Genomic DNA, 22,652 nt, shown 5'->3' with positions numbered 1-22,652 from the left:
TCCAATGTGAAGGTCTAAATTACTTTCGCCAGGAATTGTTTGGTGCGTTCGTGCCGTGGTTCGCGCAGGACGGTCCGGGGGTCGCCCTGCTCCACGATGCCGCCGCCGTCCATGAAGATGAGGTGGTCGCCAACTTCCCGGGCGAAGCCGATCTCGTGGGTGACCACGATCATGGTCATCCCGCCGTCTGCGAGCTTGCGCATCACGTCCAGGACTTCGCCCACGAGTTCCGGGTCCAGGGCGGATGTGGGTTCATCGAAGAGCATCAGCCGCGGCTCCATGGCCAGTGCCCTGGCGATGGCCACGCGCTGCTGCTGGCCGCCGGACAGGGACGCCGGGTAGGAGTGCGCTTTCTCGGACAGGCCCACCCGCTCCAGGAGGATCTTTGCCCGGTCCTGGACGGCCTTCCGGCTCTCCTTCTTCACCCTGACCGGTGCCTCGCAGATGTTCTCCAGCACCGTCATGTGGGGAAAGAGGTTGAAGCTCTGGAACACCATGCCGATGTTCTCGCGCATCTTCGCCGCCTCAGCATTGTTCTGCGCGTGCAGCCGGCCTTTCCTGACCTTCACCCCAACCGGCTGTCCCTCCACAAGGATGTACCCGCCGTCGAGCGTTTCCAGCTGGTTGATGCAGCGCAGGAACGTGGACTTGCCGGACCCGGACGGCCCGATGATGCAGGTGACGCTGCCCTTGGGGATGGTGAGGTCGATGCCTTTGAGAACCTCGAGGTCGCCGAAGCTCTTGGTGACCCCCTGTGCCTCGATCATCACGTCCGTCATGGCCGAACCTCCTCTGCTGGGGTGGGGGAGCCGGGCGCCTTGGCCTTGCGGCGCCTGCTGCTGCGTCCGGCGGTGATGCCGCCCCGGTTGAAGTGCCGCTCGATGAAGTACTGCCCCAGGCTCAGGATGCTGGTGACCAGCAGGTACCACATGCTGGCGGCGATGAGCAGCGGGATGGTCTTGAAGTTGGCGCTGTAGACCAGCTGCGCTGAGTACAGCAGCTCCGGGAAGGCCAGGACGCTGACCAGGGAGGTGGTCTTCAGCATGGAGATGGTCTGGTTGCCGGTGGGCGGGATGATGATCTTCATGGCCTGCGGCAGCACAACCCGGGACAGGATGTGGAAGCGCCGCATGCCCAGGGCCGTGGCCGCTTCCGTCTGCCCGCGGTTGACGCTCAGGAGCCCGGCGCGGACGATTTCCGACATGTAGGCGCCTTCGTTCAGGCCCAGCCCCAGGATGGCCGCCATGAACGGGGTGATCAGCACGTTGGCATCCACGGAGAAGAACTCCGGCCCGAACGGGACGCCGACGGCGATCCGCGGGTAGATGGCCGCGATGAAGCCCCAGAAAAGGAGCTGGACGAACACCGGCACCCCGCGGAAGAGCCACACCAGGAAGGCGGCCGTCCCCGCGACGATGGCGTTCGGCGCGAGCCGGGCCAGCGCCAGCAGGACGCCGACGACGATTCCCACGGCCATGGAAATGGCCGTCAGTCCCAGCGTCCGCAGCAGGCCCGTGAACAGGCGTTCCGAGGTGAACCAGCCGAACACCACGTTCCACTCGAAGCGGGGATTGGTGACCAGGGAGTAGGCCACCAGGAAGATCGCGAACAGGACGATCGCCGCCGTCAGCCACAACCCTCCGTGGTGCTGGTGCGGACGGCCCATGAGGAGCTGGCGGTCCAGATCCTCCCCGGCGGATGCCGTGGCGTTGGGTTCCGTGGCTGTGTTGGCCATGCTGCTACTGCGCTTTGTTGAAGGCGAAGTCAGAGATTGCACCACTGCCCACACCCCACTTGTCCAGGATCTCCTTGTACTTGCCGCTCTTGGCCAGGGACTCCATGCCCAGCTCGATGGCCTTCTCCAGGCCCGCGCCCTTCTTGAAGCCGATGCTGACGGGGGAGACGTCCTTTTCGCCGAGCAGCTCGATCTGGCCGCCCTGCTTGATGGCGTAGCCCAGGGTGGGTCCGTCGATGTAGACGGCGTCGATGCGGCCGGCGGTCAGCGCCAGGTTGGGAGCCTGCATGTCCGGGTAGGTCATGGCTTCAATGGCCGGGTTGCCGGCGTCCGTGCACGCCTTGGACAGGGCGGGAAGGCGCTTGAGGTCCTGGAAAGACCCCTTCAGCACGCCCACGTGCTTGCCGCAGAGGGTGTCCACAGTGAGGTGCTGCGGGTTGCCCGGAGCCACCCCGATGCCGCTGCCCGACTGGTAGTAGTCCACGAAGTCGAGCACCTTCATGCGCTCGGTCGAAGGAGACATCTGGGAGATGGCCATATCGAACTTGCCCGCAGAGATGCCGGGGATGATGCCATCGAACGGTCCGCTCTTGACTTCGGTTTTGAGGCCGAGGGTCTGTCCCAGGGCCATGGCGATCTCCGGGTCCACGCCAACCGTGGTGGTCCCGTCCGGCGCCATGAAGTGCAGGGGCGGGGAGCTCTGGCTCATGGTGATGGTGAGCGTCCCCTTGTCCTTGGCTTCCTTGGGCAGGGCTGCCGCGGCGGCTTCATCGACCTTGACGGCCTCCGCGGAGCCTGAGGGGTTGGGGGTCTGGGACTGGGCAGAAGAGGTCACGCTGGGATTGGAGCATCCGGAGAGAAGCACGCCGGCCATGGACACTGCGGCGACGCTTGCCAACATCGATCGAAACTGAATCATCTACACGCCTTCGGAAGTGGGGGAGGAGGGGTGGTAGGAGAGCTTCCAACCTGGGCGGGCAGCCTTAGTTGTGGTACAAATCACTTTGCGGTCCGGTATCATGTACCGTACATCATGCACGATTTTCTGCAAACACCCTTCTCGAGCTGATTGGTTTGTGACGGGGCGCTGCTGATGGTGCCCTCCGACTGACCCTTACTTCACATAGGATTCCGAAATGAACGCCGCTTCGCCCGAAGAAGAAGTCCTGATCCCCGGCCGGCCCATGCTGGTGGACCAGGTGTTTGAGGCGATCCTGTCCCTGCTGCTGGACGACAAGATCTCCACCGGATCACCGCTGAGCATTGACGGGCTGGCCAAGCGGTTCAAGGTTTCCTCCACCCCTGTGCGGGAAGCCCTGGCGCGCCTGGAAACGACGGGCATGGTGCGGCGGGAAGCGCTGCGGGGCTACAAGGTGGCGCCGGAACCGACCGCCAGCGACATCGCGGCGCTGCTGACCTCGCGGCAGATCCTCGAGCCTGCGTGCACCAGCATTGCCTGCACGAATTCGACCGAGGATTTGGTGGCGGACCTGGAAGGGTTCCACCGCGACCTGGAGGCGTCACGCCACGGCGGGGACACCTTCGCCGGATACCGCGCCTACTGGCAGGCGGACGAGAACTTCCACCGGCGCATCGTCGAGGCCACCGACAACGAGTTCCTGCTCCGGGCCTACGGATCCATCGAAGGGCACATCCAGCGGTTCCGGCTGATGGTGCACAACGACATGAGCGGCGACCACACCGTGCAGGAGCACCAGGCCATCATCGACGCCTTCAAAGCGGGGGACTGCGCCGCGGCAACGGCCGCGATGAACGCCCACATCGAGGGCATCAGGTCCCGCTCGCTGAGCCTGAAGAAGTTCGGGCAGCAGGGCTGAACGGTTGATGCGTCGGTCGGATCCAGTCCGGCACATCGCATTTAGGAGAGTGGTATCTCCCATTCCCAAGAAGGGGGCGGAACTTGTTGACAGGTACTAGCCCTCTGAGGATCCTCGATCCTACTTAGTTTCTGAGGATTGACACCAATTCCTATCGCGCCGCGCCGTCTCTGGCGCATCACGGGGAGTATCTGACGCCCAAGGTTTATTGCCAGGCATCCCCGACGAAATTCCAGCGTATGGTCTCCATTGCCGGCCTACCGCCGGGCTGCGCACTAGTAAGCAAGTGCTTGGTGAGCAACGGGAGTTATTCATGAGATCTGAACTACCCTTCCACGAGCGGGCTCCACATGAGCCACGCCCGGGGACACTTCGTGGCGCCTTTATTGCAGTGGCGACGCTGGTTTTGTCGCTAACCGGGCTAACCGTTCCAGCGGCGGCAGTCACCCCAGCTCCTGCGTGGAAAATCGAAGTCCTCATCTATCCGTACACAGACATCACTTACGCAGCATCTGGCGTTTCCCACAGGCTCGTTGGGAGCCTCATGCCCGACGAAGTGACCAACATCAAGACAAGTATGGCCGGATTCGTCGACACTGACGTCCCGACGCTTTCCTCGGGGATGCAGCATCCCAGGCTGACAGTGAAAAGTGTCAATAAGCCCCTAGACGCCACGTCGCTCGTTCCCGACGGCAACGGCGGTTGGACGCCTGATCCTCGGACAACGAAATCGGACCAGGACGCGGGCTACGACTCGTATATCGTTTTCTGGCAGTCCTACGGTTGGGACTTTGGCACCAGTGCGACAGACAACATCGGACACTACGGAGGTCTTACATGGCCACTTGGCACAGCCCCAACCTTTTCCGAGATCACTCTGTCCCAGCTTAATTACGGTGCACATAACGTGATCAAACACGAATGGGGACATGCAATTACCGGTTATTACGACGCAAAGGGTACTTCCCCGAAACCTATGGTTGACATTCACCAGCCTGCTGCATCTGTGAACTGTAAGACTGGCAAGGGGTATGCGAACGTGGACGAATCACCCTCGAATCCAATCCCAAACTCGATCTATAACAATAATTCCGGTTTTACGCACGACTACTATTCGGGACTAACAGCGCAGGCTAACAACCCGAGGCATTGCATCGGAATCACGCGCACGGCTTGGGCGAGTGGAGGGCCGGTTACAAAACAGTAGGGTGACCTCGACGCAACGCCGCCCTGCATTTATCGGGGTACGATGTCCGCTACTCGCGCCGGGAGATCAACCGGCGCGGGCTGCGGGCCATTCCCTATTCAGCAAACCAACCCGGAGGCCTGTTCACGCTCGCCGACCTGTCACAGGCCGTGGCGTCGCCAACGCCCTAACGCCTCAAAGATGCTGGCCATGATCCCGCGAGCCAGCAGTCGGGGCCGGTCCCTTATTCCAGCCAGTCCGGCAAGGGTCGCCGTAAACGCTCCGCGGATGGGTGGGCTTGTTCGTCACGGTTCCGGCTCATGGTGCACAACGACATGAGCGGCACACGGTGCAGGAGCACCAGGCCATCATCGACGCCTTCAAGGCCGGAGATCCTACGGCGCAACGGCCGCGATTAACAGCCACATCGAGGGAATCAGGAGCCGCTCGCTGAACCTTAAGAAGCTCGGGCAGCAGGGCTGACATGGCCCTGGCGCGAAGCGGGTTAACAACCTATTTTGGGCACATTCACACGGGAGCAAAATTTGAAGATGTCTTCGAAGGCAGCGGCAATCTTCGTGGCGGTCGGTGAACTCTCCACCGCCTTGTCGGTATAAGCCTCCCAGCGGGAAACCTTGCCAGCTACCTCAGGGTTGTCGGCGTCGAGGTCCTTCACAGCCTTAAGGCAGGAGGATCCGGTGGTTGTGGCCTTGAGCGAGGCACTGAACCTCCGAAGGGCACTGGAGGAGTCCGTCAGGTCTTGGAAGGAGGTCACGGACTCGCCCGCTGACTTGGCGCACGATGCCAACGCCCCCGCCTTCGGGTCACGGTGTTTGAGTATTGCCAGGTAGAGCGACTGATCCATCTCCTTGTACCTGTCAGCTGCAAGCTTGTACCCTGCCCAGGCTGTGGTCTGCTTTGAATCCGGTGACCAGTCGTAGAGCCAGATTTTCGGTTGCGCCACCTCTCCGGGCGCCAGGAACCACTTTTGGCTTGTATTGGAAAGAAAAGTGGTACGGAAATAGCCTGCTTCGTCCGTGTGCGATACGTAGGGCTCCAGCGAACCCGGAACAAATGCCCATACCTTGTCCCCGTGGTTGCTTAACACCGAATTGGTCTCGACCGGTCCATAACCCGAATAGCAAATAGTCAATCCTTCGTAAAGGTCGTCGTTCTCCGGGTATTGGACGGGGACGGGCCGGTCCGCTGGGCACCCTTGGCGGTTGTACCACGCGGTGCCAGTGTCCTGTGGGGGGTCGGTCTGTTCCCCTGATGGTGGGGTTGGAGGATCCGAATGGTTGCCGCCACCGCCGCCATCGTTGGAACAGTTGGTCAGGGAGAGCACCAAAGTGAGCAGCCCAATTATGGATACAAATTTCCTGCGGTGCTGGTACATTGCATCTACGCGGCTTTCCTGGCCGGCCTAGCGGTATTCGGCCCCTCGCCTAAATCCGAGAGCATAAGCCTACGGCGGAATCAGGAAAGCCAGTAGTGCCCGACGCATACAGGGGAGCTGAATAGGTACCCTTCTGTCGTTCGCCATATTAAGTAGGCGCATTCTGCAAATCTTGAGATGGGTGCGTACCCTCCCCCAAGCGAGGACAGTTTCGAGGACCATTTGGAGGAACCGTTCGGCAGGTATCCGGGCTGGGAAATTCAAGTATCGGTTACTGGTCAAATCTGCCGCGCGGGAGCCTAGCCTTCATCCATGCTGACGACCGTATTTAGGATTTTTCGATCCGCTCCAAAATGCAGGTTTTGCGGCGGACCCCTACCTCAAACTCCCTCTGCGGAATTTTGCTCCCGTGACTGCTACGACAGTTACCAGTTCATAAACCGCGATCCCGCCCACGGGCAATAGCCGCATTGTCCTGGCGGCCCCGCCTGATTTCATCATGGCTGCCGAAACCAGCCTGGTGCCGGCTGGGCTTATGCTCGAACCATGGCGATGCAAGAATCCCCGGCCAAGACCATCAAGGTCCGCGACAAGGGGCTGTGGCGGCGGCGCATGTGGATGTGGATTGTTGCCGCGGGACTGGACGTGTACATCCTGGGCTTCGTCATCGGACTCCAGCCCTCGGGTCCCCTCTGCGGCAGCCCGCTGCTGCGGGAAAGCCATGCCGCTGAACTGATCGGCCTGCAGAAGGCCGGCATCGGGGCGGCCGCCGTCTGCTACAAAAACATCGATGCCGATTCCGTCCCCGTCTGGAGCCTCATGGCCTTGGGCGTCTTCATGGTGATCGCCGGAGTCGCCGTCCGGATCATTATGATCAGGCGTTCGGCACGCGTTGAGTGAGCCCACCGGGCAGACGCAGCAGCGCGCCCGGTGATCACCGGACGCGCCATGGCTGGAACAGTGCTTAGCGGGCATCAGCCTTTCATGCCGCCGCCCGGACCACCGGCGTCGGTGGAGGTCACGGTGAAGGACGCATCCAGGTAAACGGTGGCGCGCGTGCCGTCCGCTTTGATGATGTGGGCCTCGTAAACAGCGCCTTCGGCGTCGTTCTCCACCCGCTGGATGGTGGCGCCCGGGTTCGCGGCCAGCGCGGCGTCGGTGACCTTCGTTGCCGTGTCGCCGGTCAGCAGGGTCTCGGTGATCCCGTTGGCCTGGTGGCCGCCCTTCGACTCGTCGCGCGGCTGCGCCTGCGTGGTGGACTGGCTGGAGTCGGTGGTGGCGGCGTTGGCCGGCAATGCCGTGGTTGCCAGGGCGCCGCCGCCGATCGCTGCCGCGAGGGCCAGGCCAGCCAGCGTGGACTTCATGGTGTTTTTCATGGGAACTCCTATGGTGTTGGCCCTCCCGGTGGAGGGAATACACTAAGCCTCCGGGTCCCGCCTGTCACCGGTGTAGGGCGGGGCTGTGCAGCCGCTGTGCATGCTGGCAGCTGGCCCCTTGGGGTGTGAACAGTGCGGAGTGGCGGGAGTGAAAGACGGCGTAAAAAAACCGTCAAGGTTTCCGGCCTGAGGCCCGGATCCCGGCCGGTCTGGCCTGTCCCGGGGGTACCTTGGATGCAGTGCCGCCGCCTCATCATCCCCCAAATTTGAGGCGGCGGCACCTGGCTTTTCCCCCGAGCGGTCAGGCCTTCCGGCCCGGAGCGGAACTCCGGGCCACCACGGCCGCGGTGCACACCGCGAGCCCCAGGGTGACCACCCCCGTTCCCCACCCCAGCCCGCCGCGGTCCGCGCCCACGGCGGTCCAGTCGGCGAAGGACGCTCCCAGCGGCCGGGTGAGGATGTACACGAACCAGAACGCGGGGATGGCAGCGATCCAGCGGCGCCACCAGGCCAGCGCGGCACCAGCGATCACCGCCGCGAAAGTCAGACCGGACGCGAAGTAGCCGAGGTCAAGGCTGTAGGCGGCCAGGTCCCCGGCGGCGGTTCCCAGGGCGAAGGTGGTCAGCACGGCCGCCCAATAAAACAACTCGCGGCGCCGGTTGTCCACGCTGTGAATGGACAGCGTCTTCTCGGTCCGGAACCAGACGCCGAAGACGGCCAACAGCGCGGCCAGGAAGAACACCGCAGACGCCACGTAGGGCACGCCGAGCACCACATGCACGGCGTCCGCCGCCATGGTGCCGAAAACACTGACCATCACCACCGCCAGCCAGTAGGCCCATGCAACGTAGCGGCGCACAGTGAACTGCAGGACCAGTGAACCGGCCAGCCCCACGCCGCCGAGGGCCAGTGCCACGGCCGGATCCAAAGTGTGGACCAGGAAGTCCGAGGCAGTCTCGCCCATCCCCGTGGTGAACACTTTCGCCACCCAGAACCAGGCGGTGATTTCCGGTACCTTGGCCAACGCCGTCCGCACCGGGGCCCCGGGGTGTGTGCCCCTCCGGGATGGGGTGCTGCCAGGGTCGCGGAGCGCTGATGCGGTGCCGTGGGGCGGAAGGATCTGCTGCGGGGGTTCTGTCATGCCGTGATTGTCCCTGACGGACCCGGCAGAAACCTGAGTTCCGCTGGAACGTGACGCCCCGCCGTCGTACGCCCTGACGCGCCGACGGCGGCGTCCCTGGACGCCCTTCACAGGCGGCGCATGAATAATACGGAGTGCTGGGAACAGCGGAAGTGCAACGGCAGGCGCGCGCCTGCGACGGCGAGGGCTAAGGAAGCGGACATGACCAGGTCACACCGGAGCGAACGGCACGAACCCGAATCGAGCGTGGAGCTGAACCCCCTGTTCAGCCGGCCGGGGGAGTCCACCATCTTCCCCCGCTTCACCATCCCGGACGGCGAATCCCTGCCCGGCACCGCCTACCAGGTGGTCCACGACGAAGTGATGCTGGACGGCAACTCCCGCCTGAACCTGGCCACGTTCGTGGGCACCTGGATGGAGCGGGAAGCGTCCCAGCTCTACGCCGAAACGTTCGATAAGAACATGATCGACAAGGACGAATACCCGCAGACCGCGCTCATCGAAACCCGCTGCTGGCGGATGCTCGCGGACCTGTGGAACGCCCCGGACCCGGCGGCCGCCGTCGGCACCTCCACGGTGGGCTCCTCCGAGGCGTGCATGCTCGGTGGCCTTGCCCTCAAACGCCGGTGGCAACACCGCCGCCGCGCCGCCAAAAAGCCCACGGACGCACCCAACATCGTGCTCAGCTCCGCCGTGCAGGTGTGCTGGGAGAAGTTCTGCAACTACTTCGAGGTGGAAGCCCGCTACGTGCCCGTCTCGGAAGAGCACCCCGCGCTGGACGGCAATGACCTGGAACGGTACGTGGATGAGAACACCATCGGCGTGGTGGCCATCATGGGCGTCACCTACACCGGCGCCTACGAACCCGTGGAACGGATCTCCGCCGCGCTCGACGCCATCCAGGCCAGCACCGGCCTGGACATCCCCATCCATGTGGACGGCGCGTCCGGAGCCATGGTGGCGCCGTTCCTGCAGCCCGAACTGGTGTGGGACTTCCGGCTCCCCAGGGTGGCCTCCATCAACACCTCCGGCCACAAATACGGGCTGGTGTACCCGGGCCTGGGCTGGATCGTGTGGCGGGACGAACAGGCACTCCCCGCGGACCTGGTGTTCCACGTCAGCTACCTGGGCGGGGACATGCCCACCTTCGCCTTGAACTTCTCCCGGCCCGGCGCCCAGGTGCTGCTGCAGTACTACCTCTTCCTTCGGCTGGGCTTTGCCGGCTACCGGTCCGTGCAGGCCAGCTGCCGCGACGTGGCCCTCTACCTCTCCCACGAGATCGGCGCCATGGACGCCTTCACCCTCTGGAGCGACGGGTCTGACATCCCCGTCTTCGCCTGGCAGCTCACGGACGGCCATACCAAGAACTGGAACCTGCACCACCTCTCCGAACGCCTGCGCATGAACGGCTGGCTGGTCCCGGCCTACCCGCTGCCGGACGGGCTCGAGGGCATCACGGTGCAGCGGATCGTGGTGCGCAACGGCTTCACCCGCGACCTCGCCGCCAGCTTCCTGGCCGACCTCCAGAAGGAAGTGGACTACCTGGATGCCCTCACCGGTCCCATGCCCACGCAGCAGCAGAAGGAAGCCTTCCACCACTAGTCTCGTGAGGAGCGGCCATGTGCCGGTTATTCGGGCTGCACGCAGGGTCCCGGCCCGTCCGCGCCACCTTCTGGCTGCTGGACGCCCCGGACAGCCTGTCCCGGCAGAGCAGGAAAGAGCCCGACGGCGCGGGGATCGGCACGTTTGAGGCCGACGGCGGCGCGCGGGTCAGCAAACGGCCGCTCGCCGCGTGGGAGGACCACGCCTTCGCCCGGGAGGCCAGGCAGCTGGTCAGCACCACCTTCCTGGCCCACGTCCGGTACGCCAGCACCGGCGCGCACACCCTGGCGAACACGCACCCGTTCGAGCAGGACGGGCGGCTGTTCGCGCACAACGGCGCCTTCCACGGGCTGGACCGGCTGGACGCGCGGCTCGCAGAACTGGGGGTGGCGGGGCTGGTCCAGGGCCAGACCGACAGTGAACGCCTCTTCGCCCTGATCACCGCAGAGAGCCGCCGGGCCGGCGGGGACGTAGCGGAAGGCATCGTGCGCGCGGTGGGCTGGATCGCCGTCGAACTTCCCGTCCTGGCCCTGAACCTGATTGTCACCACGGCCACCGACCTCTGGGCGCTCCGCTACCCGGCGACCCACCCGCTGTTCATCCTGGAACGCGACCCGTCAGCCGAGCCGGCCCCGGCGGCCCCGCTGGACGCCCGGAGCCACCGGATCCACTCGCGAAGCACCGAACTCTCCGGGGCCAGGTCCGTGCTCTTCGCCACCGAACCCATGGACCACAACCCCGGCTGGCGTCCGCTGGCGCCGGGGGAGCTGGTGCACGTTGGCCCGGACCTGGCGGTGACCTGCGCCGTCCCGTTCCCGGACCAACCTGCCCACCCGCTCACGCTCGCCGACCTGGACCCGTCCGCGGCGGCGTCGCAAACGTCCTGACCGCTTGCTCCTGGTGCGCCGTGGGGCGTGTCAGGTCTTGGGGGTGAACCTTCCCCTGGCGACGCTGTCGTCGGAGTGCGCCGGATTTCCGTTGTAGGCCTGGTCGGAAATGTCGACGATGGGATATTGGGCCAGGTCGATCCCGGCCGGGACGGTGAAGGTGCCGGTTCCATCGGCCAGGACACCCAGGCTGACCATTCCGGTGAGGTCGCTGGTGGCGACCCACACCTGCCGGTATCCGGTGGTGGGGTCGGCGGAGAGGTGGATGGTGAGTTCGCGGGTTCCGTCGGGGAGCTGTTTCACCTGGGCTTCTCCGTTGCCGGTATGTGCGGGTAGGGGGGTCAGGGGTGTTTGGGCGAGGACGATGGGCGTGGGACCGGACGGGGTGGGACCCGGGGCAGGGGCACCCGGACCTCCCAGGACGCCGGCCGCGGTCCAGCCGGCCGCCGTGCCGAGGACGACGCCGGCGGCAGCAGCGGCCATCCAGAGCCGGGGACGGGGGCGGCCACGGTCCTTGGCGCCGGACCGCAGCGGCCTTGGCGCGTCGTCCCATTCTTTCCCGTCCCGTTCTTTGACCGGGTTGGATTTGACCGGGTTGGAAGGCGCTTCCACCGCAGCCGGCCGGCTGACAGGGGTGGGCTGGGCCAGGGGATCCGCTGCAAGGGCCGGTGAAAGCCCCAGCGCCTGATGGATCGCGGCCCAGGTGCCGGCGCCGGGTTGCTCGAGCTTGATGCCCGCGGGCTCCAGGGTGGCAATGTCCATGACATGTTGGAGGCCCCGCAGGGTAGCGGTGCATTCCGGGCACCTGGCCAGGTGCTCTGCGTCCGCGCCACTGCCCGGGGTTTCGCCCAAGGCCATCAGGCTCAGGAGTTCCGCGTCAAGGTGTTCCATGTTCCACCTCCAGGCGGCTGCGCAACCGGGTGAGGCTGCGCCGGATATGGCTTTTGACCGTGCCGAGCGGCAGGTTCAGCCGTGATGAGATCTCGTGGTGCGTCAGGTCCTCGTAGAACGCCAGCCGCAGTATGGTCTGTTGCGGGTCTCCCAAGTGTTCCAGTTCGTCGTCAAGGATCAGGCGGTCGGCCACCGCCTCGACATCTCCTGCTTCAGAGGCGGCGGACGGGTCCGGGAGCAGCTGAACGGCCGCTTGCTGCAGATGGCGTTGCCTGGCCCGTTCGGACAGGGCGTCATTGATGGCGTTCCGGGTGATTCCCACCAGCCAGGCCGGCAGCCGGGCAACCTCGGGCCGGTAGGTGGTCCGTGACTTCCAGGCCCGGATGAATACCTCCTGGGTGACTTCGTCAGCGGCGCTCCGCTCTCCCAGGGACCGGAGCGCCAATGTGTAAACCAGGGGGCTCAGCCTCCGGTACGCCTCGGCGAGGATGCTCTCGTCTCCGTCGGCAAACGCCTGATCGAAACCGGGGTTCCAATCGGGGGTGGCGGCAGCCTCCATCGGGTGCTCCTTGAGCGGCAACAGGCCTGATTGAACCCTATTATGCCGGTGCCCGATGTGGTCCGCTATGGTCGATTGGCTCCCGAACGCGGACTTTTCCGGTGTCTGTCCCGGGCGGGGCCGCGGTGGGCGCGGCCCCGCCCGGGACAAACCGTTGAAGTTCTGCAGGGCTTCGGAGGTTAGTCGTCGTCGCAGTCGTGTCCGCGACCTGCGGAGTCCACCACCTGCACGGCCAGCGCAAGGTTCTTATCTTTGAGGCTGCCCCAGGCGTACACGATCGTGTTCTTTCCCTCGGCGATGTTGACGTTGGCCGGGCCGATCAGCGGGGCGGTGGTTCCTGCTGCCGCCACCGACGCCGAGATGGTTCCATCCTTGAGGGTGAGGGTCTTCTCCTCGGGGTTGGTGAGGCCCTTGATGACGGCCTTCCCGCCGGCCAGGATATCGACGGCGGGGGCGGCGGCGACGTGCCGGACGGTCAGCTTTCCCTTCCCGTCAGGGCTGGGCGTGGTGTCGTTGGTGAACAGCGTGGCGGTGGGGGTGCCGTCAGCGGCCAGGTTCGCGACGGCCGTGTAGTCCCCGCCGGCTTCGAGGTCCACCGTGACCGGGCCGATCACGGGGTTGTCCGCGCTGGTCGCCTTGGGGCCGGTGATGGCGATTTTGTGGTCTCCGCCGGGAAGAGTCAGTGGGCCGGTCAAGGTACCCGGCTTGAAGTTGTCCAGGGTGAGCTTGCCGTCCACCCACACGTCCACCTTCATGTCAGGTATGCCGTGGAGGACGGAGAGTTTTGCTGTTCCTTCGTCGTCGTGATGCCAACCGGACGCCTGGGCCGGGGAGGCGAGGGCCAGTGCTGCCAGCAGGGCGGTTGCTCCGGCTGCTACAGAGAGTGTCTTGCGCATGTCGAACTCCTTTGAGGGGCCCCGGTGGGGCGGGGTTTTGCTTACACCCCTACTACCGGCCGGATGCCTTGCCCGGATGCAGTCCGGCGAAAATTTCTTTAGGCCGGCTGCCGGAGACTTGTATGCACCCCTACCGCTTGGGTTCTTGGCCTTGCCTGCGTCCCACCAACGCTGCCGCACCAAACGCCGCTGCCAGGACCAGCATGCTGCCCAGCCACCCCGCTGCCAGGAACATCAGGGTCCTGCGGTCGCTTGCCTCGAAGGGTGCCAACGACTGGCCTGCCACGACGACCCTCCCGGCCGCCTGCTTTGCCACGATCGCCATCCGCAAACCGGGCTCCGGCTGCCACGTCACCGTGTCGGTGCCCAAGGCCCGTGCCGTTTCCAGCACCCCCGCGGGGACCATGGGCATCGTCCCATGCAGCGTCACGGTGGTGGAGAGCGGACTGTTGTTGTCCCCGTAAACGATGAGGAACACGCCGCTGTCAGGTGTCAGTTCAAGCCAGGGCCCTGCCGTTGTATCGGGCCCCGGTTGTTGAACCCGCGCCGCGGCGGCCGCGGCCGGTGCCGTGTCCACCGAGTGCCGGCCGATCTGCTGGAGCGCGACGTACACGCTGCCAAAAGCGAGCGTGGTGATGAGGGCCGCCGCCAGGCACCAGATGATCCTTCTCATGGGAACATCATGCGCTCATATCCCTGCCCAGCGGCGGTGCCACAACGAACCCAGCCCACTGCCCACGCCCGCCGGACCTGGAACCGTCCGCGCCGCCGTCGCACGCCTCCCGGCGGCTGGCTGGAGGTGTTACGTGCTGGGCGTTGCCGCCTTCTTCTGGAGTGCCTCGGCCATTTTCTGCACCTTGGCGCCGTAGCCGCCATTCAGTGCGGTGTCCTTGATCTTGTTCGCCTGGGCGTCCAGGTCCGCGGGGGCAGCGTTCTTGAGCGTGGTCAGGTCAGCCTGGAGGTTGGCGGGAAGCTTGGCGAACAGCTTCGGGTGCGCGATGAGCTGGTCGGCCACCTTCTGGAGCCCGGCGCCGGGGTTGCCCGAGCTGAACGCGGTGCGCAGCTCCTGCCGCAGGCCGGCGAAACCGGTAACGGTCTTCTCCAGCGCTTCGGCACGCTTCTGGACTTCGGGTCCGTAGCCGCCGGAGAGGGCCGTGGTCTTGATCTTGTACGCGTCCTTCACCCGGTCCGCTGCCGGGGCGTCCTTGAGCGTGGTGACGTCGGCCTGGAGGGCGGCGGGCAGCTTGGCGAACAGTTGCGGGTGGTTGACCAGGGCTTCGGCTGCCTTCGCGGCACGGTCCCCAACGGCCTGGGGGCTGTCTGCGTTGATGCCAAGGAACGCCTGCAGGCCGCCGGCGACCTTCGCCGTCTTGGCCTGGCCGGTGGCCGCGGCCGAGGCGGTAGCTGTTGGACTGGGGGAGGCGGACGCGGCGCCCACACCTGCGACGGCCATGGCGCCGGCGGCCAGGAGAGCTGAGGCTCCGACGCCGATGCGGGTCTTCATTGACGGGATTGATGGGTTCACCTCGGTGTGTCCTTCCAAATTTGCGCGTGCGTCCTCGCCCCCGCGGCATGGACCGGCACGGGATCACTGTAGGAGACGATGCTGGGGAAAAGCTGAATGCCGTGGCCGCCGGCGCGTGGTCTGCTTGGCGGGTGCCCAGTGCTGTCCCGGGGATACACTGCACGGGTTGTGGGAAGGGAATATCCAATGGAAAACACGCGCCAGGGAACGGCCCTGCTGGACAGGACCTTCCGCATCTCCCTCATCCTCAAGGGCCTGGACGGGGTCCTGGAACTGATCGGCGGGGTACTCCTCCTGCTGGTCACGCCCGCGCAGATCAATGACCTGGTCCGGTTCCTCACCCAGCACGAACTCGCCCAGGATCCGCGGGACTTCGTGGCCAACACCCTGGTGCACCTGACCGCTAACCTTTCGGGGCCGGCGTCGTTGTTTGGCGCCGTCTATCTCCTCCTGCACGGCGTGGTGAAGATTGTCCTGGTGTGGGCTGTCCTGAGGGAGAAGCTGTGGGCCTACCCCTGGATGATCGCGTTCCTGCTGGTGTTCATCGCGTACCAGGGGTACCGGATCTCGGTGGAGTTCACCTGGGGCATGGTGCTGCTCACCGCGTTCGACATCTTCATCGTGTGGATCACGTGGCGTGAGTACCGGATCCGGCGCGCGCAGAACCGGATGCCGGTGGGCTGACCCGCTTACTTGACCGTCAGGGTTCCCTGCATGCCGGAGTGGTAGGTGCAGTGGTAGGGGTAGCTTCCGGCCTTTGCGGGGGCAGTGAAGGTGGTACTGGTCCCGGGCTTGACCACGGCATCGAAGGAGCCGTCGTCGGCGGTCACGGTGTGGGCCTCGTTGTCCATGTTCATGACGGTCACACTCGCGCCGGCGGGGACATTGTCCGGCCCGGTATAGGCAAAGGACTTGATGTGGATCGTCAGGCTTGAGGTCGTTCCGGACGACTGATGCCCTGCCATAGTGGTGCCGCTTGGGGACGCCATGGGCGAACCTCCCATGCCCTCCATGGATGCCTGCGTGGACGTCGGCGCTTCCGGTGCCGTGGAGGAGCCTCCTCCGCTGGTTCCACACGCGCTGGCCCCGAAGATGGTTGCGGCGCCGATCAGGGCGAGGGCCATGCGCTTGGTTAATGTCGATTTCATGGTGTTCCCTCTCGGGGATTAGTGGCCGCTGTCTGCCCGGGCGGGGCAGCCGCTGCGGATCACGCGGGGTGGCTGGAGACCAGGTGCGCGTAAACGACGGTGTTGTCGAGGTACTCCCTCGTGGCCGGATCGTAGCCGCCGCACGTGATCAGGCGGATCTCGGGCCGGTCGGCGTTCTGGTAGACCTTCACGGTGGGGAACGTTGATTTGTGGTACACATCCACCTTGTCCACGGTGAAGACCGCGGCGGTGTGGTCCGCACGGGTCACCGTGATGGTCTGCCCCGCGGTGAGCTCGTGGAGGCGGTAGAACAGTCCAACATCGCTGGTGGTGCTGTTGACGTGGCCCAGGATCACCGCCGAGCCCGTCTGGCCCGGGGTGGGCAAATCCTGGTACCAGCCAGCAGGCGAGCCCGGTTCTCCCGACGGAGTCTGGACCTCCCCGTTCGCTTGCTTTCCCACCGGAGCCACAGCCGCGTCCACCCCGATGGAAGGCACCTCGACCCGCACCGGGACGGAGGCGGGCAGCCGGGGCATCCGGAGTGGCCGGTTTGGCGCCGGCCGGCGGGACGGGCTGGGCCGGTGGAGCGGGCGGCGGTCCGGTTGGGGACGCCGGCCCGGAGGCGCCGGCGTCGGCGGGCGGCGCCGCGGCCGGTGGGCTGGACACTGCTGCGGGTTCCCCCCTGCCCGGGGGCTCGGCGTGGAGGCCGAGGCCGATGGTGGTGATGCCGCCGGCCAGGAGCACCGCGGCTGCCGCGGACGCGATGACGCGTCCGCGGCGGCTGCTGTTCCGGGGTCCCATCAGGTCCCTGCTTGTTCCTGCTGTTCTGCCGGGCCTACGCAGCCATCTTGCGGCGGAGTGCGTACGCGCCGCCGGCTGTGAGGACCAGGCCGCCGCCGGCGGCGAGCAGGCCGAGGTCAGGTCCGGCCGGGGCCGGGGTGGTGATGCCCGTGCCGGGGGCTCCGGCCGGCATGGCCTTCAGGGAGCCGCACAATGCCGGTGAGGTGGCGGCCAGGGGCAGGGAAGGCACCAGGTCGCTGGGAGCTTTCTGCGCTGCCTCGGGCAGGGTGGCCGGATCCAGGCCATGGACCACGACGACGGCGGTTCCGGCCTTGAGCGAATCAGCAGTCTTTGCATCCAGGGTGAAAGTCCGGTTGTAGGTATAGGAGGCACCCATGCCCGCGACCTTCAGGTCCGTTCCGGCCGCGGGGCTGGTGTCCCCGCTGGTGGACAGCGTCGCACCGATGCCGCCGTAGGCCGGGGCACCTTCGGTGGTGCTGATGACGCCGTCTTTGTTGGTATCGGCAGACATGTCAGGGCACGTGCCCTTCGCGCCGATGTGGATGTGCTGCACGTGCGGGTACGGGTTTCCGTTGAACATGGCGGCGAGTCCGGAGACCTTCTCCGTGACGGTTGCCTGGTCACCGTTGACGGTGACCATGACGGTTCCGGAGGCGTTGCTGCCGTTGATCGCGGCGAGGTTCGCCTGGTACATGGTGGCGTTGTCGGCGGCAAGGGCCGGGCTGGTGGAGAGTGCGAAGGCGCCCAGGGCAAGAACCGGGGCTACCAGGAAAGCGGATTTCTTCATGACATTTCCTCCATTGGAAATGGACGCTCCCCTGATGGGCCGCCCATGACTGTGACAATGCTGGTTCGCTGTGCTCCGCGTCACGGATGGGGAGGGCGGGCGCTTATCTGCCCCTCCCTGGCTATTCGGACCAGCAGGCCAGTACGGCGGTGGCTATCTGGTACGCGAAAGCGTCACGGGAAACGTCGTGGGGGCCCAACGTAGCTGGGAGGGCTGCCGCGTCCACAGTCAGGACGAAATTGTCCTTCGTGAAGACCGCGGAGGTAGGCGTTTGGAACGCCGGAAACCCCAGGTTCGCCAGCCCCTCGATAGGCGCAGCCCCGGGAGCCTGTTGCTGCAGCCCGTCAAAGAAGGTGCGGGCGGCTTCCGGATCGGACGTTTCCTTGACCGAGAGCAGCAGGTGCCCGGAGGGAAGCGAATAGGTGCAGGTGTAGAGCTTGTCCGCCCAGGAGTCCGTGGTGGGAGGCTCGGATGGAAGGGACAGGGCCTTGACGATGTTCGTCCTGGTCTCGTCGCCGCAGACCATGGTTGCGGCCGGCGAGGGGCCGTCAGCCGCGGCACTGGCGGTTGCCTCTGGCGAAGCGGACGGACCCGCTGAAGGTCTTTCGGACGGCGGCTTTTCGGCGCCGGCCACGGCGCAGCCGGACAAGGCCAGGGCCAGGAACGTTGTCAGGGCCGTCACCCGCAACCGTCCGCTGTTGTGCGCTCGCGGACTGCTGTGTGGATTCATGGCTGCACCTTCCGAACGCTCCTGCACTGGCCTGACCCGGCCGTAACTACCAACTGTTCGTAACGGCAACCCCTCTGGACCGGTCCCGGCCCGTGTTGCGCGGCCCTGGATTCGACGCCAGCGGCGGCGGTCAGGACATGGTGGCGACGGCGAACAGTCCGGCCACGCCCACCAGGTACAGGACCAGGACCACCAGTGAGTCGGTCCCCATGCCCAGGTGCTTTTTCTTCGGGCGGAAGAGCAGGCCCAGCAGGTAGGTGAGGGTCAGCAGGATGGCCAGCGCAGTGAGGTAGATGTCGGTGGCCTGGGCTTGCGGCAGTACCGGTTTGCCGGTGATCAGGACGGCCACCAGGAACAGGACCGGGAGGAAGGCGTTGCCGCCGAAGATGTCGCTGAAGGCAAGCTTGTAGTCGCCCTCCTTCACCGAGGCCAGGCCGGTGGAGATTTCCGGCAGGGATGTTGCCAAAGCGAGGAAGGTGGCGCCGAAGAGAACCCCGGAGAGGCCGATGTGCCCGGCGATCGCATCGCCGCTGCGCTCCAGCACCACGCCTGCGCCCAGGGTGGCCAGGGCCGCCACGATGAAGATCAGGGCTGACTTGCCGGTGCTGATGTGCCGGTTCTTGTCGGTGGACTTCTTCTTGGAGTGTCCCTTGGGCTGGTCCTGCCCGCCCGGGGCGTCGCCCTGCTGGTGCCAGGGCAGGCCCTTCTGGGAGCGTTGGACCATGATCAGCCCGAGGATCCAGATGACAGCGATCAACACCGCGGCAGGGGTCAGGTGCAAGGCCACGAGTGATCCGGGCATTTGGCTGCCGGCAATCACCACGCCCAGGACGGCGACGACCGTGACCGCCTCGATGACCAGGGTGAGGGATGCTGCCTTGTAGCTGAGCGGCTCCGTGCCTTTGGTCCCGAACACGTCCAGGATCACCAGCACCACGGTCTGGATGGCGATGCCGCCCAATATGTTGCCCACGGCCACGCCGATGTTGTTGGACGCGGCCGCGCTGACCGTGATGGCGATCTCCGGCAGGTTGGTGGCAATGGCCAGCAGGATCAGCCCGCCCAGCGCCGAGCCCAGGTGCAGCCGGTCATCCAGGACGTCCGTCTGCTTGGACAGCTGGATCCCGGCCACCCAGATCACCGCCGCCGCACCGGCGAAAATCAGGAGCAGGACCACCAGGGGCAGCGCTTCCATGTCTTTTGCCTCCTCTTGGATTGTTGTCACGGCTTCAATGAAGCCGTACCCACCGGCCTGCCCCAACTGGTGGTTATTTGCTGGGAATCCGCTGGGAATCCTGTCCCTGCAGGGTGTGCTGGTGGAAGACGGGCTGGTGAGGGTAAGGATTAGGGCGTAGCTACCCCCGCGGAGAGGACCACCATGGACATCGTTGAAGTGATTTTGAACGACCACCACGAGCAGCGGCGCCTGTTCGCCCTGCTCGATGAAATGCATGCCAGCGAAACATCCAGCCTGGACGCGGTATGGAAGCGGATGCGGATCCTGCTGGAAGTCCACGCCAAGGCCGAGGAGGAACTCTTCTACCCGGAGCTGCTGGAACTGGGGAAGGGGGCCGGCGGAAAGGACTCCGCCGAAGACGAAACCACCGACGCCATCCACGACCACAACGAGATCCGGGACGCCATCAGTGACGTGGACCGGCACCCGACGGGTAGCGCCGACTGGTGGGACGCGGTGGCAAAGGCCAACGAAGCCAACGGCGACCATATGGCTGAAGAGGAACGCGAAGGCCTGACCGACTTCCGGCAGCACGCCTCCCTGGAACTGCGGCACCGTCTGGGCCTGGCGTTCGCCATCTTCGAATCCGAGCACGCCGACGGGATAGAGCCCCAGGACGTCAGCCCTGAGGAATACATCCGCGAGCACGAATAAACCCCTCACGCCGGCTGCCAGACGGGTGGTGCTACCGCTTGACCCGTGGTTCGGCCCGTTCCTTGACCGTGGCCAGCAGGATGACCCCAGCCACGGCGGTGGCTCCTGACAGGAGGAACAGGACGATCGCCAGCGGCGGGGCGGAGTCAGCCTCGCCCAGGATGGTGACGCCGATGGCCACGGCCACGAGCGGATCGATCACGGTGAGTCCGGCCACCACGAGTTCGGGCGTTCCCCGGGTGTGGGCGTTCTGGACCAGGAAGCTGCCGGCCAGGGCCGCGACAACAAGCCCCGCCAAACAGGTCAGGGACAGCCACTCGAAGTCGCCTTGGAACAGCCGTGCAATGACGGTCTTGGCCAGGGCGGCGACGAACCCGAAAAGGATCCCGGCGCCGGCGGTGAACACCACGGCGCCGGAGCGGTGACGCCACAAGGCATAGGCCACTGCGACGCAGGCCAGGACCACGGCGAGGACGATCAGGATGGTCACCAGATGCCGGTCACTGATTTCCACGTCCTCCGCGGAGAACGCCGCCACGGCCACGAACACGCCCACCCCACCGACGCAGAGGGCGACGGCGGTGAGGGCCCGCCGCCCGGGGGACCTCCGGGTCATCCGCGCGGTGGCGAGGGTGGTGACCACCAGGGCCACCGCGCCGATGGGCTGCACCACGATCAGGGGTGAGAACCGGAGGCTGGTGAGCTGGAGCAGGATCGCAGCCCCGAGCATCGCCGTTCCGGCCAGCCACGCCGGTTTGCGGACCAGTGCCTGGAGCCGACCTCCGCCCATGCTGCCCGCCGCGCGCCCGGATGCAGCCGGCTGGTCTTCCACAGCCCGGTGCTGGAAGAGCGTTCCCAGGGCGAGCAGGACGGCGCCGGCGGCGGCAATGGGAATTCCCAGCCAGTGGTAGGACGTCAGTGCGGACACGGCCGCAGCCTGGATCATGGACAAACCTTACCTAACCAGCGGGTCGGCAGGTGGTCCCAGTCCCGTAGTGCAGCCAGTCCGGCAGGGCCGTAGTGAAGGCGCCGCGGATGGCGGGGCTGTTGGTGGTAGTCCAGTCGATCCTGCCGTTGACCTCGACTTCGTTCTTGTCCCATTCGAACCAGTTGATCATCTTCAGGTTGGGGAACTGGGCGTGGGTCTGGGCGCTGAACACCTGCTCCCACCAGGTGCGCTTGATCTCGATTTCCGCGGCGCCGCCGGCCGTAGGGTTGTAGAGGGCGGCGGTTTCAGGGATGGCCACGGGTTTGTTGTGGTCTTTGCCGTACACGCTGTAGAAGTCGGGCAGGAGGGTGTCATCGCCGTTTGCCCCCACGTAGTTGCCGGTGAGCTGGTCGGCGAACTTGTTGGCCTCCGGGATCTCGTTCTCGCCCCACGGGTACTTCGCGCCCCAGTGGTAGAGCGACATGCCCACCCAGTCCACCGCCCCGTCCCCCGGGTAATACGGGGCGTAAGGATCGTCCGCCATGGTGATGGCGCCGTCGTGATCAGTGTCCAGGGCCGCGAAATCCGCGCTGCCCGCCTTCGCCTCGAACTGGCCGCCCGCGAACGGATAGCCGCCCGCGTAATTGGGCGCCCACATCATGGCCGAGCCCGGGACGCCCGTGTGGACAGCGTCCGCGACCCGGGTGAACATGTCCCTGTACTCCAGCGGCTGCTGGGACCAGGGATACCAGGACCCGTTCATCTCGTGGGCCAGGCGGACGATCACCGGGACGCCCTGGCTGTTGATCGACCCCAGATCCTTCACCAAGTCGCTGATGACGTCGCGGGTGACGGCGGCCAGGCCCTGTTTGGGTTCGAGGGTCAGGAGCATGATGTGACCGTCCGCCCGGATCTGGGCGGCCGCCTGCTGCAGGTGGGTCCGTTCCTGCTCTGTGTAGGGGAAGTCGGCGAACGAGACGCTTACGGCGGGCTTGTGGCCCAGGTCGGCCGCGTACTGGGCCAGTGGTTTGGCGTCAAGGTTCAGGTTCACGCCCAACAACGCGCCCGACGGCGGGACCAGGCTGTTCCGGTCCGTCACCTCACAGGTGGGGATGGCCGCGGCACTTTGGCTGGCCGCCGCTTCTTGGTTCTTGCGGTCCCGGTCCGCCAGGCCGCCGGTGATGCTGGCGGCGCCCAGCGCGATGGCCGCCACGGCAACCCCCAGGGGCAAACCCCAGTCCTTTAGGCGCCCAAGTACTACGTCACGGCGCTTGGTGTCCTTCGGTGCGGACTGTTGCTCGGGCAAAGCTTGACCCCCTGTTGGCCTGCGGTTTT

General features: G+C 65.7%; 25 protein-coding genes. 7 read left to right on the top strand and 18 right to left on the bottom strand.

What is annotated here, in order from left to right:
* Positions 1 to 14 precede the first annotated feature (14 nt).
* Genes ACZ9J7_RS02700 through ACZ9J7_RS02690 form a run of 3 tightly spaced genes read right to left on the bottom strand, consistent with a single transcriptional unit; the run spans position 15 to position 2,570 of the window.
* Entirely contained in the window at positions 15 to 779 is a 765-nt protein-coding gene (locus ACZ9J7_RS02700) for an amino acid ABC transporter ATP-binding protein (protein ID WP_476206808.1), read from the bottom strand.
* Positions 776 to 1,735, bottom strand: coding sequence for an amino acid ABC transporter permease (locus tag ACZ9J7_RS02695; protein WP_476206807.1), 960 nt, complete (start codon positions 1,733 to 1,735; stop codon positions 776 to 778). The genes ACZ9J7_RS02700 and ACZ9J7_RS02695 overlap by 4 nt, the downstream gene beginning before the upstream one ends.
* Before the next feature lie 4 nt (positions 1,736 to 1,739).
* Positions 1,740 to 2,570: an ABC transporter substrate-binding protein gene (locus tag ACZ9J7_RS02690; protein ID WP_476206805.1), complete on the bottom strand. Its 831-nt coding sequence runs from the start codon at positions 2,568 to 2,570 to the stop codon at positions 1,740 to 1,742.
* Between the two features lie 301 nt (positions 2,571 to 2,871).
* Between ACZ9J7_RS02690 and ACZ9J7_RS02685 the strand changes: the two genes are divergently transcribed.
* Positions 2,872 to 3,573, top strand: coding sequence for a GntR family transcriptional regulator (locus tag ACZ9J7_RS02685; protein ID WP_476206804.1), 702 nt, complete (start codon positions 2,872 to 2,874; stop codon positions 3,571 to 3,573).
* A gap of 313 nt (positions 3,574 to 3,886) precedes the next feature.
* The gene (locus tag ACZ9J7_RS02680) at positions 3,887 to 4,780 is read left to right on the top strand and encodes a hypothetical protein (RefSeq protein ID WP_476206802.1); all 894 of its coding nucleotides are present in this window, start codon (positions 3,887 to 3,889) and stop codon (positions 4,778 to 4,780) included.
* 484 nt (positions 4,781 to 5,264) lie between these two features.
* On the opposite strand, the gene ACZ9J7_RS02675 is transcribed toward ACZ9J7_RS02680, so the two are convergent.
* Positions 5,265 to 6,155 (bottom strand): hypothetical protein, encoded by an 891-nt coding sequence (locus tag ACZ9J7_RS02675; RefSeq protein ID WP_476206800.1) that lies wholly within the window; start codon positions 6,153 to 6,155, stop codon positions 5,265 to 5,267.
* A gap of 546 nt (positions 6,156 to 6,701) precedes the next feature.
* On the opposite strand from ACZ9J7_RS02675, the gene ACZ9J7_RS02670 reads away from it, so the two are divergent.
* Positions 6,702 to 7,055, top strand: a complete 354-nt coding sequence (locus ACZ9J7_RS02670; RefSeq protein WP_476206798.1) for a hypothetical protein — start codon at positions 6,702 to 6,704, stop codon at positions 7,053 to 7,055.
* A 74-nt stretch (positions 7,056 to 7,129) separates the two neighbouring features.
* Here the strand turns inward: ACZ9J7_RS02670 and ACZ9J7_RS02665 are convergent, their stop codons facing one another.
* Complete coding sequence (locus ACZ9J7_RS02665; RefSeq protein ID WP_476206796.1) at positions 7,130 to 7,531, bottom strand: PepSY domain-containing protein; 402 nt, start codon at positions 7,529 to 7,531, stop codon at positions 7,130 to 7,132.
* 301 nt (positions 7,532 to 7,832) lie between these two features.
* A complete protein-coding gene (locus ACZ9J7_RS02660) occupies positions 7,833 to 8,672 on the bottom strand; it encodes a COG4705 family protein (RefSeq protein WP_476206794.1) in 840 nt (279 codons plus the stop codon).
* A 201-nt stretch (positions 8,673 to 8,873) separates the two neighbouring features.
* On the opposite strand from ACZ9J7_RS02660, the gene gad reads away from it, so the two are divergent.
* Both gad and ACZ9J7_RS02650 read left to right on the top strand, forming a co-directional pair.
* Positions 8,874 to 10,274, top strand: coding sequence for a glutamate decarboxylase (gad, locus tag ACZ9J7_RS02655; RefSeq protein ID WP_476206792.1), 1,401 nt, complete (start codon positions 8,874 to 8,876; stop codon positions 10,272 to 10,274).
* Positions 10,275 to 10,291: 17 nt separating this feature from the next.
* Entirely contained in the window at positions 10,292 to 11,161 is an 870-nt protein-coding gene (locus ACZ9J7_RS02650; protein ID WP_476206790.1) for a class II glutamine amidotransferase, read from the top strand.
* A 30-nt stretch (positions 11,162 to 11,191) separates the two neighbouring features.
* Here ACZ9J7_RS02650 and ACZ9J7_RS02645 read toward each other — a convergent pair whose 3' ends face one another.
* The 5 genes from ACZ9J7_RS02645 to ACZ9J7_RS02625 all read right to left on the bottom strand — a co-directional run bounded on the left by ACZ9J7_RS02645 (position 11,192) and on the right by ACZ9J7_RS02625 (position 15,032).
* Positions 11,192 to 12,052 carry an anti-sigma factor gene (locus tag ACZ9J7_RS02645; RefSeq protein WP_476206788.1) on the bottom strand — a complete coding sequence of 287 codons (861 nt, stop codon included), beginning with the start codon at positions 12,050 to 12,052 and terminating at the stop codon, positions 11,192 to 11,194.
* Positions 12,039 to 12,611 (bottom strand): RNA polymerase sigma factor, encoded by a 573-nt coding sequence (locus ACZ9J7_RS02640; protein WP_476206786.1) that lies wholly within the window; start codon positions 12,609 to 12,611, stop codon positions 12,039 to 12,041. Before ACZ9J7_RS02640 ends, ACZ9J7_RS02645 begins: the two co-directional genes overlap by 14 nt.
* A 179-nt stretch (positions 12,612 to 12,790) precedes the next feature.
* On the bottom strand, positions 12,791 to 13,507 hold the full coding sequence (locus ACZ9J7_RS02635) for a DUF4397 domain-containing protein (RefSeq protein WP_476206784.1): 717 nt from the start codon (positions 13,505 to 13,507) through the stop codon (positions 12,791 to 12,793).
* Between the two features lie 130 nt (positions 13,508 to 13,637).
* Complete coding sequence (locus tag ACZ9J7_RS02630) at positions 13,638 to 14,180, bottom strand: hypothetical protein (protein ID WP_476206782.1); 543 nt, start codon at positions 14,178 to 14,180, stop codon at positions 13,638 to 13,640.
* A gap of 129 nt (positions 14,181 to 14,309) precedes the next feature.
* Complete coding sequence (locus tag ACZ9J7_RS02625) at positions 14,310 to 15,032, bottom strand: hypothetical protein (RefSeq protein ID WP_307494160.1); 723 nt, start codon at positions 15,030 to 15,032, stop codon at positions 14,310 to 14,312.
* A 186-nt stretch (positions 15,033 to 15,218) separates the two neighbouring features.
* On the opposite strand from ACZ9J7_RS02625, the gene ACZ9J7_RS02620 reads away from it, so the two are divergent.
* Positions 15,219 to 15,716: a DUF2127 domain-containing protein gene (locus ACZ9J7_RS02620; RefSeq protein ID WP_476206779.1), complete on the top strand. Its 498-nt coding sequence runs from the start codon at positions 15,219 to 15,221 to the stop codon at positions 15,714 to 15,716.
* 5 nt (positions 15,717 to 15,721) lie between these two features.
* Here ACZ9J7_RS02620 and ACZ9J7_RS02615 read toward each other — a convergent pair whose 3' ends face one another.
* The 5 genes from ACZ9J7_RS02615 to ACZ9J7_RS02595 form a co-directional block, all read right to left on the bottom strand.
* The gene (locus ACZ9J7_RS02615) at positions 15,722 to 16,180 is read right to left on the bottom strand and encodes a cupredoxin domain-containing protein (RefSeq protein WP_476206777.1); all 459 of its coding nucleotides are present in this window, start codon (positions 16,178 to 16,180) and stop codon (positions 15,722 to 15,724) included.
* A 59-nt stretch (positions 16,181 to 16,239) separates the two neighbouring features.
* A complete protein-coding gene (locus tag ACZ9J7_RS02610; RefSeq protein WP_476206775.1) occupies positions 16,240 to 16,716 on the bottom strand; it encodes a class F sortase in 477 nt (158 codons plus the stop codon).
* 299 nt (positions 16,717 to 17,015) lie between these two features.
* Entirely contained in the window at positions 17,016 to 17,768 is a 753-nt protein-coding gene (locus tag ACZ9J7_RS02605; protein ID WP_476206774.1) for a hypothetical protein, read from the bottom strand.
* 121 nt (positions 17,769 to 17,889) lie between these two features.
* Complete coding sequence (locus tag ACZ9J7_RS02600; RefSeq protein WP_476206772.1) at positions 17,890 to 18,498, bottom strand: hypothetical protein; 609 nt, start codon at positions 18,496 to 18,498, stop codon at positions 17,890 to 17,892.
* A 130-nt stretch (positions 18,499 to 18,628) separates the two neighbouring features.
* Positions 18,629 to 19,723 (bottom strand): sodium:calcium antiporter, encoded by a 1,095-nt coding sequence (locus ACZ9J7_RS02595; protein WP_476206770.1) that lies wholly within the window; start codon positions 19,721 to 19,723, stop codon positions 18,629 to 18,631.
* 153 nt (positions 19,724 to 19,876) lie between these two features.
* Between ACZ9J7_RS02595 and ACZ9J7_RS02590 the strand changes: the two genes are divergently transcribed.
* Entirely contained in the window at positions 19,877 to 20,389 is a 513-nt protein-coding gene (locus ACZ9J7_RS02590; RefSeq protein WP_476206768.1) for a hemerythrin domain-containing protein, read from the top strand.
* Positions 20,390 to 20,420: 31 nt separating this feature from the next.
* On the opposite strand, the gene ACZ9J7_RS02585 is transcribed toward ACZ9J7_RS02590, so the two are convergent.
* Together ACZ9J7_RS02585 and ACZ9J7_RS02580 are read right to left on the bottom strand one after the other, a co-directional pair.
* Positions 20,421 to 21,335 carry a DMT family transporter gene (locus tag ACZ9J7_RS02585; RefSeq protein WP_476206766.1) on the bottom strand — a complete coding sequence of 305 codons (915 nt, stop codon included), beginning with the start codon at positions 21,333 to 21,335 and terminating at the stop codon, positions 20,421 to 20,423.
* 13 nt (positions 21,336 to 21,348) lie between these two features.
* Positions 21,349 to 22,623 (bottom strand): glycoside hydrolase family 26 protein, encoded by a 1,275-nt coding sequence (locus tag ACZ9J7_RS02580; protein ID WP_476206765.1) that lies wholly within the window; start codon positions 22,621 to 22,623, stop codon positions 21,349 to 21,351.
* Positions 22,624 to 22,652 lie beyond the last annotated feature (29 nt).

This window comes from Pseudarthrobacter sp. TE9888 (assembly GCF_056279345.1).
This window is presented reverse-complemented; position numbering and strand designations above follow the sequence as displayed.